Origin of the sequence: Arthrobacter sp. StoSoilB5, assembly GCF_019977235.1 — a bacterium.
Lineage (GTDB): Bacteria > Actinomycetota > Actinomycetes > Actinomycetales > Micrococcaceae > Arthrobacter.
In genome coordinates, this window is sequence record NZ_AP024646.1 from 5,286,556 (window position 1) to 5,299,525 (window position 12,970).

At 58.4% G+C, this 12,970-nt stretch carries 8 protein-coding genes and 1 pseudogene; 1 reads left to right on the top strand and 8 read right to left on the bottom strand.

Features of this window, described 5'->3' with window-relative positions; all coding sequences use genetic code 11:
• Nucleotides 1-47 precede the first annotated feature (47 nt).
• A pseudogene (locus tag LDN75_RS24070) lies at nt 48-1,312 on the top strand (IS110 family transposase).
• Nucleotides 1,313-6,868: 5,556 nt separating this feature from the next.
• Here LDN75_RS24070 and LDN75_RS24075 read toward each other — a convergent pair.
• The 8 genes from LDN75_RS24075 to rpmH form a co-directional block, all read right to left on the bottom strand.
• A complete protein-coding gene (locus LDN75_RS24075) occupies nt 6,869-8,095 on the bottom strand; it encodes a ParB/RepB/Spo0J family partition protein (RefSeq protein ID WP_223935175.1) in 1,227 nt (408 codons plus the stop codon).
• A 67-nt stretch (nt 8,096-8,162) separates the two neighbouring features.
• Entirely contained in the window at nt 8,163-9,218 is a 1,056-nt protein-coding gene (locus LDN75_RS24080) for a ParA family protein (RefSeq protein WP_223935176.1), read from the bottom strand.
• Between the two features lie 87 nt (nt 9,219-9,305).
• The gene (gene rsmG / locus LDN75_RS24085) at nt 9,306-9,956 is read right to left on the bottom strand and encodes a 16S rRNA (guanine(527)-N(7))-methyltransferase RsmG (RefSeq protein ID WP_223935177.1); all 651 of its coding nucleotides are present in this window, start codon (nt 9,954-9,956) and stop codon (nt 9,306-9,308) included.
• Nucleotides 9,957-9,962: 6 nt separating this feature from the next.
• Complete coding sequence (locus LDN75_RS24090) at nt 9,963-10,514, bottom strand: R3H domain-containing nucleic acid-binding protein (RefSeq protein ID WP_223935178.1); 552 nt, start codon at nt 10,512-10,514, stop codon at nt 9,963-9,965.
• The gene (yidC, locus tag LDN75_RS24095; protein ID WP_223935179.1) at nt 10,514-11,485 is read right to left on the bottom strand and encodes a membrane protein insertase YidC; all 972 of its coding nucleotides are present in this window, start codon (nt 11,483-11,485) and stop codon (nt 10,514-10,516) included. Before yidC ends, LDN75_RS24090 begins: the two co-directional genes overlap by 1 nt.
• A gap of 16 nt (nt 11,486-11,501) precedes the next feature.
• The gene (gene yidD / locus LDN75_RS24100) at nt 11,502-11,873 is read right to left on the bottom strand and encodes a membrane protein insertion efficiency factor YidD (protein WP_223937679.1); all 372 of its coding nucleotides are present in this window, start codon (nt 11,871-11,873) and stop codon (nt 11,502-11,504) included.
• Nucleotides 11,874-11,916: 43 nt separating this feature from the next.
• On the bottom strand, nt 11,917-12,327 hold the full coding sequence (rnpA, locus tag LDN75_RS24105; protein ID WP_223935180.1) for a ribonuclease P protein component: 411 nt from the start codon (nt 12,325-12,327) through the stop codon (nt 11,917-11,919).
• Between the two features lie 41 nt (nt 12,328-12,368).
• Nucleotides 12,369-12,506, bottom strand: a complete 138-nt coding sequence (gene rpmH, locus LDN75_RS24110; RefSeq protein WP_011776797.1) for a 50S ribosomal protein L34 — start codon at nt 12,504-12,506, stop codon at nt 12,369-12,371.
• Between the last annotated feature and the right edge of the window lie 464 nt (nt 12,507-12,970).

The following is a 12,970-nucleotide window of genomic DNA, read 5'->3' on the forward strand; positions in this document are numbered from 1 at the left end:
ACCGCTAATAGGGGCAGGACAGTTCGGGAACGTCGTGCGTAACGTGGATGCCGGGCCCTGACACCGCGGACAGGCCAGCACAGGCAGCTGACTACGACCGGAGGTGCCAAGGGTGATCGAGAATCATGAAACCGCTGACGTATTCGTCGGGCTGGATGTTGGCAAAGGCGTCCATCACGCCGTTGCCTTGGACCAGGCCGGCAAGAAACTGCTGGATAAGGCCCTGCCCAACGACGAAGCAAAGATCCGGGAAATCCTTGCCGGGTTGGAGGGCAAGGGACGGGTCCTGTTGGTGGTGGACCAGCCCGCGACGATCGGGGCGCTGCCGGTAGCGGTTGCCCAGGCTGCCGGTGTCCTGATCGGGTATCTGCCGGGGCTGGCAATGCGCCGGATCGCGGACCTGCATCCCGGAGAAGCGAAGACCGACGCCCGGGACGCGTTCATCATCGCCGAGGCCGCCAGGACCATGCCTCATGCCCTGCGCTCGGTCCGGTTGGCCGATGAACAACTCGCGGAATTGAGCATGCTCTGCGGCTTCGATGATGATCTGGCCAAGCAGGCCACGGCTACTTCGAACCGGATCCGCGGGTTGTTGAACCAGATCCACCCAGCTCTGGAACGGGTGTTGGGACCTTACATGGGCCATCCTGCGGTGCTGGACCTGCTGCGGACCTGGCCGACCCCTGAAGCGCTCCGTCACGCCGGCCGGCGCCGGATCGGGAACCGGCTGACCAAACTCGCCCCACGGCTGGGCGAACGCCTGGCTGATGAGATCATCGATGCCCTGGGCCAGCAATCAGTTGTTGTCGTGGGCACGAACGCTGCGACCATCGTCCTGCCGCAGCTCGCGGCGATGCTCTCCGGGCTTCATGAATCCCGGATGACCGTCTACGCCCAGGTTGAAGCCCTTGTGGAGGCCCACCCTCTTCACCGGGTCCTGATGTCTCTGCCGGCCGTGGGCATCAGGACCGCTGCACGAATCCTCACCGAAGTCGCCGGGAAAGATTTCCCTACCGCCGCGCACCTGGCCTCATACCCAGGTCTGGCACCGGTGACCTGGCGCTCGGGGTCCTCCATCCGGGGCGAGCACGCTTCCAGAAAAGGCAACAAAGTCCTCAAACGCACCCTGTTCCTCTCCGCCTTCGCCGCCCTCCACGACCCACCCTCCCGCGCCTACTACGAACGCAAACGCGCCGAAGGCAAACGCCACAACCAAGCCATCATCGCCCTCGCACGACGACGCTGCGACACCCTCTACGCCATGCTCCGCGACAGCACCCTCTACCAACCAAAACACCCATCAACAGCTTGACGAAAAACATAGGGGCACTCTCACATCCTGACCCGTTCCACCAAACCCTCACTCACATCCTGACCCGTTCCACCAAACCCTCACTCACATCCTGACCCGCTCCACCAAACCCTCACTCACATCCTGACCCGTTCCACCGATCCTCTCTCGCATCCCACCGGCTGGCTTTACAGCGCGCAGAGTTGGGCCTATAAGCCGCCCTCTTCTCACGACGGTTTTTCTGGGTGCCGAGTCGCCCGTTCCCCACTAGGTACAATCCGGCCATGTCTGCCAGGTGTTCTGCTGGTCTAAGTACGCTAATCACACGCAGTTAGTCTTCGTAGCCACTGGCATCAGCTGGCTCTAGGATTCGCGGCCGAATGGGTCCTCGTGCCGTCGCGCCTATGCTCTACCCTGAATGCGGCTGCCCGATGCTGGTGGCTATGTGGCGATTGACTTGGCAAACATCAACCCACAAACAGGGATAAGGTTGCAGTCGGCCCTGCTTACCCTGAACAACGCTCCAGCGTCGACACCCTGCATTGAGAAAGACTCGACACCATCGAGGGGTAGTCTACGTCTGCCCGATGCGGACCAAGTCGTGTTTCACGTGAAACATCGCCCGGCTGTCGTTAGAATCGTGGTCGCCTCACGATCTTCAAGTCTGAGGCTCGACGAGAGTCTTTCTCGTCCAAGTCACGCCCGAAGCGCCTCGTACCTGTTTCACGTGAAACAGGGGACAGTCTGCCCGCCATGAGGCTGAATATTTGATCGGAAGATTCTGAGTCCTCGGGTCCAAGGCACGTAGAACTGCATAGCTCTACGAATTCAGTGCAGTGGCCACAGGTATCCCTTCCGCGGCAAAGCTCGTTCGAGGCTCTTTTGTCGAGATTCTTCGTAGCATTTCTACAGTGACATTCCTCCCGTGGTTCTTGCTGGTCAAGCAAGCAACCTCAACTACGTGGATCTGCAAAGCTGACGGAAAACCGCCTCCGGATCTGACATCCAACCGGCACCAGCCCTCGAAAAATAGTGTTGATGATGCGAACGTTCAATCCTGGGATGTTCGCCTGACACGATTCCATGTGTGAGTGCGTGTCCCTCGAACGAGTTACCCAACATCGAATCTGTCTCATAGAGAGCTGCTCCGACTGCGTGATTCGTTTCCGTCCTGGAATACCCAGCACGCTCCATGGCGCCTTCCTAAAGGGCAGCACAGCCCCACCCGTGCGACCATGTGTCCGGTAGTCCTCCACTTACTCGAGAACGCCTAGCGCCTTCAAAGCCCTTGTACGTGGCGCTCGGAGCTTCACGCCGCTCACATCCGGGTCTTGTGTGGGACAGCGAACACCAGCTCTGCAACGGCGTGCTCTAACAACAGTCAGCATCAAGGGCGGGAGGCCTCTTCGTACTTCACGAGGTTCCGCAAGGTACGTGCTCGGGACGCTGCCGATACACCCGTTCAATGCACCACCCCTGTAGCCCAACATCCAGTTGCATCCGTTGTTCGACAACCATCCATCCCGTCCCGTCCGTTTCACGTGAAACACGGGACTGAGCGCACGTTTCCCGCCTCGAACAACCCACCTCCTGAAAGCCCTTGCCTCACTAGGAGCTTGGGAAGCCGGTTGTGGATTTGGGCATGAACCCCTTTTCGCCAAGCCGCTAACCAGCGAGACATCCCCGGTCCCCGAAGCCCAGATATGGCGCCCAGGACGGGAATCTCCGCTACTGCCCAAACGCGCCCACATACGCTCGGGGAACTCCTCGGGGAATCTCTGCTCCACGGCAGCTGCCTTGGGCAACGGTGGCCTTTTCAACGAATCGTCGGATCAGCCCTCTAGGGCGCCACATACTTACGAATACCGAGGGGACGGCGATTCGGTCCAGCGTCGAGAAACAGCCGACAGTCGGTCGCCGACTCTGAACTACATTCCTCCCACACACCTCCATTCCCAACTCGAGCACGAGAGAGGGACCCGCTCAACAATTTCATCCTCCCGAAGGCGACACACTTCCGTCGCTAACAAAGGGGCAAAATTGCAAGCGCACCCTCTGCACCCGTGCCATTCAATGAGGGAGCTCCGTTCAAGTTCAATAGCAGTGTGCCAGAACGCGGCGATGCACATGTTTCACGTGAAACACTCGTCGGCTGTATGCGATGCTGGAACGCACACATGGTTCCATCTGCGCACTGTTGAACCTGAAGAGCCCTGTGTTTCTCTCCCACGAACCCGCACCCGCTGTAAGCGGCCAACCCGGCATAGGAACAGTCATCAATATTCCCAGGAAGTTTCAGGGCCTGCCAGCCTGCAACTCCACGGACGAACCGCGGTGCAGACACCTTCCCTAAGCATGGTGATGATGCTCAACCATGCTGGCTACCATAAGGAGAGTGCCGTGAACCAAGAGACTGCGCAAGGCGGCCGAATCTACTTCAGGGCTTCTTTGATCCGGATCCATGAAAGCTCCGCGGACAAGTCGTTCCGGGAAGTCCTGCCTCTGTCGAACTCCAATTTCCTGTTACCGGACACCTGCAGACATCCGATCAAACGAAGACGTCCCTCGGGTTACTGCTTAACTCTGGCTGCGCTTGGGCCCGGTATTCGACGGACGTCAGCAATCCCGTCATGGTGAGCGCCCGATACGGACGCCCAGCCAAGGCCACCGACGACAGCCGCGGCGATTCACTTCCGATCCCACAGGCTCAATTACATCCAGGAAAATCATCTATAGGTGCGCGAGTCGATAGCACGACGGCGTTGTGACAAGAGCAGATACGTCATGATGGATACGGCAAGCCAGCTCGTTATGCACATGGTTATCCACAGGCTTTTCCACCGCCGATTTCTTGCACACACCAGAGGGGCTTGCTGGCTTGTTCGACTGTCCGCCGCCACTCAGGTTCGAACGGGTTCTGAGGACACCTGGACGGCGCTTTGGCTCATGCGAAAGGTCACTCCTTCGAAGGCCAAAAATCCCAAAAAACAAAGGCTTTCATGGTCATTTGCCAAGAGATCCACGAATTCTGACGAGGCTAAGTTTCACGTGAAACGGGCATCATGCCAGCATGGCGCAGCCGCCCTGTGTAAATGGATGGACACGTCAGATCCGCGACTCAGGGGAAGCTTCAGCGCCTACGATATCCACAAACTTATCCCCAAGGTTATCCACAGCGTTATCCACTGCCGAGTGTGTAAACTCACAGCCAAACTTTTTCGCCTTTCACTCCTGGTGAATAGCGCCTAGCCGCCACTGTACGTTTCACGTGAAACACGAACACGCTTTCCTAAGAGGCTGAACGATGGCCGTGAGCGTGCGCAAAGCCCTTGACCCCGGGACGCTGCCACGTCCGCCTCAACGGAGCGGGACCGCAGTCGAAGTAGAAGACCCGAAATACGCATGGCAGTGAGACGTACAACATCAGATCTATCGAGCAGCGAATCCCATCTGATGTCCTTGCTGCGTATCATCAGAGTCGAACCAAGCCCCCGGGGCTTTGCCCGGACGGCTACGTCTACACTGCCGGCCAGAGACAAGCGGCTAGGACGATCAGCAGTATTGGGCGCCATGCATAGCTTGAACTAATCGATCCTCTGGAGCCTCCTCATCCATCCGATGGCGACGCGCTGCCGCGAAAGGTCATTGCTGTCCCTATAGAAGCTTGAAGATGCGGGGTATGTTCCCACTCAACCAGAGCGGAGCGAAGGGCTATTGCCGGGGGTCGACGAACCTGGGACGGTCACCTGCCTAAGCTCGAGGCGCCATCCGCTTTGGAGACCAGTCCGCGGGGAAGGTCCAACAATGGAGGCTTGAAATGGGCCCCGGCGTCAGCCTTCCCTCGCGAACCAGACGGCAACATCCGCTCCTACTACATCCTGACAATACGGGACGTCATACTCCACGGGTCCCTACTGGAGTGGCTATCAGGTTCAGCGAGAACTGCACCGTTGCTGTTATCGAAGGAGGACGTCGTCCTGGAAGAGGCAACTTGTAGGTCCTGCCCATTTGTGGGGCGCCACGGGGGATGGGCGAAGCGTCCGACTTGGCACCTTCACCATCAGCGTTTCCCGAAGGAACGATCTCTCCTTGCGACGCTCCAACAGTCCGCACAGTACAATTCGGAGGCGAATGGCCATTGGTAAACGTCGAACCTCTCCTCCGTGGCGATTCCACGCATCGCCCACGGATACACTTCCGACAGGTACAGCCAGTATCGGAGCAGCTGGCATCCGAGGCTCGCATGAAGCGGCCGAACCAGTGCAGTGCTCCAGACTTGACTGGCCCACCATGCCAGTCGGCCGACTCTTCTACTTCCAGCCCAACGTATCAGGCCAATTCTTCGAACGGGATGGTCGCGCAAGTCCTGGCGGCAGGCATCAGCCTCGGTCTCGAACGCCCAGCAAATAACAGGTATGTAATTCCTAATGGGTCCGACATGTTTCACGTGAAACAAGCGCCAAACTTCAAGGTCGCGTGCGCGGAATCAGAGGAGCTAGCCACACTACAGCGATGGTGAGCCGAATCTAATGAGCCAAGGCGCAGAACAAGAACTGCTGAGGATCAGCGGAAGCCCAGGTCGAGGATGCAAGACTGGGGTCTTCCGCCCTCCTGGGGCCAAGCACCAGCGGCCTGCATCTGAACGATGGTTGAAGCCGGCAGGCAATCGCTTTTGTCGCCGGCAACTAGGAAAAATACGTCCTTAGCTTCCGGAGCGCTATTTCATCTCCTGGGGTTAGGTCACCTGCTCAAAGAAGCATCGTCTTTGAAGTACCTTTCAGACCTCGGAACGAAGCAGAGGGAAAGTGCCACTTTAGATTAGGCGGAGAATGCGTGATAGAGCGTCAAACGAGAAGAGGACGCAGATAGTCTTGCCGTTTCACGTGAAACATCTGGAGTTCAAAGAAGCAATCGAGCACGGAAGCATGGGCTGCAACAGAAAGCACGCATCCCTTGGGAGCCGCAGCATGAAAGCCCTCTTGAACTCAGGTGGGTTCTCAGTGCCCTCATTCGAATTGTCGAAATCGCTAACCCTGAGAACGCGTTGGAAGCACCGTCCATAATATTTCTGAGACACACTCTCGAAAGGTGCGAGTAGTCCCCAGATGCCACTAACGCGCATCGGCGGGGGCCCTAGCCGGCATGTTGACGGATCGGCACACGGAGGCCACGTCCAGGGCTTCAGGGCCTAAAGATAGCCCTTCCCAGCTCGGTGGACCCAGTGCATGGATGGCGTTAGGGGCAAACTGGCCAGAAAGCGACAACATGGAGGCAGCAGTTGCAACACTACGGCAGCCACGAACCCTATTGCATGGGGCCAAACGGCGGCAAAGCTGGTAGAGATGTGAATAGGACGCTGCCTAGGGACTATCACGAGAAACAACGCGTTCTCAGGTTCTCTCGGCGGCACGACGCTACGTTTCACGTGAAACCACGCAGGACTAGTCGACACAGGAGTGCGGCACCTGCGACCCTGGCGCCAAAAAAGGAGCCGGCAACATCGAAATCCAAGACCTAGTAGCACAACAAAATGGGGCTTGCCCGCAGGCAAACCCCATTCATTAGCTTGGACAATATTTAGTCTTCGGAGCCGGGCCCCAAAACATCCATGATTCGGTTGAGATCCTCCACGCTGGCAAATTCGATGCTGACGCGACCCTTACGGGCACCCAGCGTGATCTTCACGTTCGTATCCAAACGATCAGAAAGAGAGGAAGCCAAGTAGTCCAAACGCTCGTGCCTGGCATTAGGCTTCGGAATAGCGCTCTTGGCCGGCACTGCGGGGTCCTGGTACAAGGCCACCGCCTCTTCGGTGGCGCGTACCGACATACCTTCCGCGACGATCTTCTGAGCAAGGCGCTCCATGGCTGCCGCATCAGGAAGCGCCAAGAGGGCACGCGCATGGCCTGCTGACAAGACGCTGGCTGCGACGCGGCGCTGCACCAACGGAGGTAGCTTCAACAGACGCAGCGTGTTGGACACCTGGGGACGGGAGCGACCAATGCGGTCGGCCAGCTGCTCATGGGTTGTTCCGAAGTCCTCCAGAAGCTGCTGGTAGGCAGCTGCCTCTTCCAACGGATTCAGCTGGCTGCGGTGCAGATTCTCCAGCAAAGCGTCTCGAAGTAGGTCATCATCAGTCGTGTCACGCACGATCGCCGGGATCGTTTCCAGCCCAGCGGCTTGGACGGCACGCCATCGACGCTCACCCATTACCAGTTCATACGGTTCTCCACCCTTTTCGGTTGAAGTACGTACAACAATTGGCTGGAGGACGCCGATTTCCTTGACGGAGTGCACGAGCTCGGCCATGTCGTCTTCATCGAAGACAGATCGAGGCTGTTTACGGTTGGGATGAATGTCCGTGACGGGAATTTCGGCGAATCTGGCGCCCGGAACCTCAACCAATTCCACCTCGGACGGAGTAGCCGACGTGCGAGCAGCACGAGCGGCAACCGGCGTCGAACCTGTCTCATCTGGATCGGCATTCTTGGCGGGAGCAGATGAAGAACGCTTGGTGGCTGGCTTGGCTGCCACGGACTTGCTTGCAGCAGCAGATTTCGAGGGTGCCTTCGCAGAGCCAGAGTCAGAACCACTGGGTATGCTCGTGGTCTCGGCATCGACATCAGTTCCAACAGGAGCCGCATCCTCGATGGATGCCTCTACTGGCTCTGCTGTCTTACGGGCTTCCGGAAAGAACAGATCCACTGGTCGGGAGGGCGCGACGCCGTTTCCCTGGGAACTCGCGGCCGAGCTAGGAATGAGAGCCCCAAGACCCCTGCCGAGGCCCCTTCGCTTTTCGCTCATTGATTCATCCCTCCGATGGAATAGCCGAGCGCGGACCGGCCCAGGCTGTTGCAGTGTTTCAAGAATTCTAGCGTTCAGCGATTTCGGCAGCGGCTTCCATGTAGGACAGCGCGCCGCTTGATGAAGGATCATAGGTCATGACGGTCTGCTGGTAGCTCGGGGCTTCAGAGATACGTACCGAGCGGGGAACCACAGCGCTCAGAACCTGCTGTGGGAAGTGTTGGCGGACCTCGGAGGCGACCTGTGCTGCGAGGTTGGTCCGGCCGTCGTACATCGTCAGGAGAATCGTCGAAACCACCAGATCAGCATTGAGGTGCTTCTGGATCATCTCGATGTTCTTCAGGAGCTGGCTCAACCCCTCCAGAGCGTAGTACTCGCACTGGATGGGAATGAGGACCTCGCTGGCGGCGCAGAACGCATTGACAGTCAACAGGCCGAGGCTGGGTGGGCAGTCGATGAAGATGAAGTCCAGACGTCCCTCACCATTCTTCTCACGCTCTTTGCAGTAAACGTCAATGGCGCGGCGAAGTCTCTGCTCGCGGGCCACCAATGAAACCAACTCTATTTCGGCGCCGGCCAAGTGGATGGTGGCTGGTGCGCAGATCAGGTTGGGAATGTCGGGGCAGGGAGCCACGACGTCCTTCAAGGGAAGGTCGTTGATAAGGACGTCGTAGATGCTGTCCACGTCTGCGTGGTGCTCGATGCCCAGAGCTGTAGAGGCATTGCCTTGGGGGTCGATGTCAATGACCAGGACATTCAGTCCTGCGGAAGCCAAAGCGGCGGCAATGTTGACGGTGGTGGTGGTCTTGCCGACGCCACCCTTCTGGTTGGACACAGTAAAAATCCGTGTCCGATCAGGCTTAGGCAGTTCGCGTCCTATCAAACGCTCACGTCGACGCGTCTCATTGGCCAGTTGGCGGGCGATGGGGCTCGAATCATCGATGGAGTCCATCACGTTGTGAACCTCATCCGTCAGCGTTTCACGTGAAACGGCAGCATTATCAACTGAATTAGTGCGCACAATCGCAGACTGGAGTGACGCCGAGGGTGTGGCCATGGCCCGCGCGGACCCCAAAGACATAAAGGGGGGGATGCGTTGCGTGGAGGTTTCGCTACTGCCCACTGGTCACACTCTCACTCTCATTCGGCGCTTGCTGCCGTTCTCTAGCCTAACTGCTCAGCCGCCGACACGCGGGAAACCGAGCGGTGACTAGCCCGTCTTTCCGGGCTTGTTGACGATGATCCTCACCACGGTGGTGGGTTCCTCCAAAAGATCCTGTCCACAAACCACAACGGACGTTTCCACGCCACCGAGTTTGCGGATGACTTTCTTGGCCTTCTCAATTTCTTCAGCTGCGCTTCGTCCCTTGATGGCAACAACCTCGCCCTTGCCATTCAGCAGGGGGATGGTCAGGCCAGCCAAGTTGGACAGAGCGGAAACTGCGCGTGCCGTAACTACGTCCGCGTCCACCAATCCCACGGCCAGTTCAGCGCGGGTTCGCATGACGGTAACGTTGTCCAGCCCAAGATCGTCCACGACTTCCTGGAGCCAGATGACGCGACGCTCCAGAGGTTCAATCAAAGTCAATTCGAGGTCGGGACGGGCAATCGCAAGGCATAGCCCTGGAAGGCCTGCGCCGGACCCAACGTCCGCCACATGGCTGTCCATGGGGATGGCCGACTCGATGACCGCACAGTTCAGGACATGGCGGCTCCACAAGCGCGGGATCTCACGAGGACCGATCAGGCCACGTTCGGTTCCGGACGTAGCCAGATGCTCTACATAGCGCTTGGCAAGATCCAAGCGCTCACCAAAAATCTTCTCTGCCGCCTGCAGTTCAGTTGCGGTGATTTCAACCATGAGCCGCTAGTCAGCCGAAACTACGATGTGACGACCTGCGCCTTCGCCCTCGGACTCGGAAACGAATCCGAGGTCAGCGACGGCGTCGTGAACGATCTTGCGCTCGTAGGCGCTCATCGGCTCGAGGGCAACAGTTCCACCGGTTTCCTTGACCTTGGCAACGGCGTCTTCGGCGATCTGCTGAAGAACCCCGGCGCGTTCCTTCCGGTAACCGTTGATGTCCAACACCAAGCGGGAACGGCTTTCAGTAGCCGAAAGAACGGATAACCGGGTCAGCTCCTGCAGAGCTTCGAGGACCTCACCGTCGCGACCTACCAGGCTGTCCAGGGCCGCAGATTCTTCATCGGCGACGATAGAGATGTACGTGCGGCCGTTCCGGACCTCAATGTCGATGTCACCATCGATATCAGCGATGTCAAGGAGTTCCTCGAGGTAGTCGGCAGCGATGTCGCCTTCCTCTTCCAGACGACTGGCCGTCTTGGACAGTGACTCTTCCTGCACGTCGTCCTGTTCCTCAGTCACGGCGGCAGTTACATCTTCAGTGCTCTCAGCAGACATTACTTCTTCTTCCTGTTCTTACGTTGTGGCTGGACGCGCTGGGCCCTGATCTCAGCCGCAGCAGCAGCGGCCGCAGCCTCGGCGTCGTCGTCCTTCTTCTTGCCACCCAGCAACGGCGGCAGGCCCTTCGCGGCGCGGCGCTCCTCCAAGGCCTTGGCTGCCGGGGAACCCGGGGTAGGCATGCGGCGGATAACGAAGAATTGCTGGCCCATGGTCCAGAGGTTGGTGGTGGTCCAGTAGATGAGGACACCGATGGGGAAGTTGATACCACCGATACCGAACACGAGCGGCAGGATGTAGAGCATCATCTTCTGCTGGCGCATGAACGGGCTGGCCAAGGCTTCCTCGGACATGTTCTTGGCCATGATCTGCTTCTGCGTGATGAACTGCGAAGCTGTCATGGCAAGGATCATGACGATGGAGAGGGTCCAGACAGCAACCTCGCTGCCAGCTGCACCGCCGTGAAGCAAAGATGCTGACAACGGCGCACCGAAGATGCTCGACTGATCGAACTGAACAACCTGATCGTGGCTCAGCGCACCAATGCCTTCACCAGCGTTCTTGGCAGTCGAAATACCAGAGAGCACCTGGAACAGCGCGAAGAAGAACGGCATCTGGATGAGCATGGGCAAACATGCGGAGAACGGGTTGGTGCCGTGCTTCTTGTACAGGGCCATCTGCTCCTGTGCCATGGCCTGGCGGGAGAGCTGATCGGTCTTGCCCTTGTACTTGGTCTGCAGCTTCTTCAAGTCAGGCTGCAGCAGTTGCATTCCGCGCTGGGCCTTGATCTGCTTCACGAACACGGGGATCAGGGCGGCACGGATCACCAACACGAGGCCGATGATCGACAGCGTCCACGTCCAGCCATTGGCGGCTGGCAGGCCGATGAAGCTCAGTCCGTCGTGGAAGCCAACCATGATGATTGACACCAACCACTTGAACGGAAACATGATCGTTCCAAAGAAGTCCATACGATATCCCTATTCGTTAGGCCGCAGTGCGGCCTTCTTCATCAGCCTGAGCAGCCAGGAACTGGTCCGGATTGTTCAGTACAACAATTGTGGGCGTCTGGCCTTCGGGCCAATGACGGTGACCGGCGGGGACATGGTCCACTCCACCAGCGTTCCAGGGATGGCATTTGGCGAGCCTTTTGGCTGCGAGCCAGCTACCCTTCACGGCGCCGTGCACCGTTATTGCTTCCAGCGCGTACGCGGAGCAGGAAGGAAAGAAACGGCAGACCTGGCCGTACAGGGGCGAGATGACCTTGCGGTACGTCTTGAGCAAAAGAATAAGGATGTTGCGGGGCAGTTCCCAGAGGAATGTGCCAACCACCGCCGGCAGATTCCTTGATGGAACCATGCCGGAGGGGTCACCTGAGGAAGGAACGACGGCGGTGCTTATGTCATGCACGCGGTGTCCCTTCCCTTGTGGTGCCGTTGTGGTCCAGCGAAGCGCTGCGTGGAGCTGAGCCACCCAGTCGCTTCGTCGTCACTGCCAATGCGGCGTTGTAGTCCGAGAGCAGTTGCTCCCAGCTGGCAGATGCAGCTGCGGGCAATGCCCGGACCACTACCGCCAGGCCCGTTCCATGCGTGTGCAAGGACAGTGCGCCTGCTTCTCTCAGTCTCCTCTTAACGAGGTTCCTGGTCACGGCGTTCCCGACGGCTTTGGAGACAATGAAGCCGATTCGACTCGGCTCCGCGGCCCCAATAGGGGCCGTATATAACACTAAGTTCCGGCGTCCATTGCGGACGCCGGAACGTACAGTTGTTGAAAAGTCGGTAGACGTCCGCAGACGGTTAGGGGTGGCTAGCACCGTCGAACCCGCAAAAAGACCCTGACCGACAAGTCAGTTATTTACGCCGACAGTTCGACGCGGCCCTTGCCGCGACGTGCAGCCAGGATGGCGCGGCCGGCACGGGTGCGCATACGAAGGCGGAAGCCGTGCTTCTTGGCCCGACGGCGGTTATTCGGCTGAAAAGTCCGCTTGCTCACGTTAGTTACTCCAGTGGATCAAAGGTGCGCCCACCCGATCAAAAGGGGAAGAACTGGCCGACGCTAAGTTTTGTATGTGCCTGCCGCCGCTGCCTCCCGAACGTCAAACGTACGGTGATGCAGCTGATCTCAAAAGCGGACACAAAGGACTTCACAACGTTAGGGCAAAAAGGCACCCTCAGTCAAACCGGGAGCCATCCCAACAGCTATCCACAGCTGTGCCCAAGGGTGTGGTGAAGCCTGTGGATGAAGTGGCTCACAGGGCCCAAATCAGAACCACAACGGTGTAATTATCCACAAGCAACTTCCCAGCTATCTTCTGGCGATTCCATCCCCTAGAGTGGCTCAGTAGCCCATTGTCCACCCGCTGTGCATAACTCTGTGGATTAACCCCGGAAACATCGCCAGTCGGAGACTCTTCGGCTGCCAGCAACGCCGGCAAGCAAGTATTTAGGAACTGATTG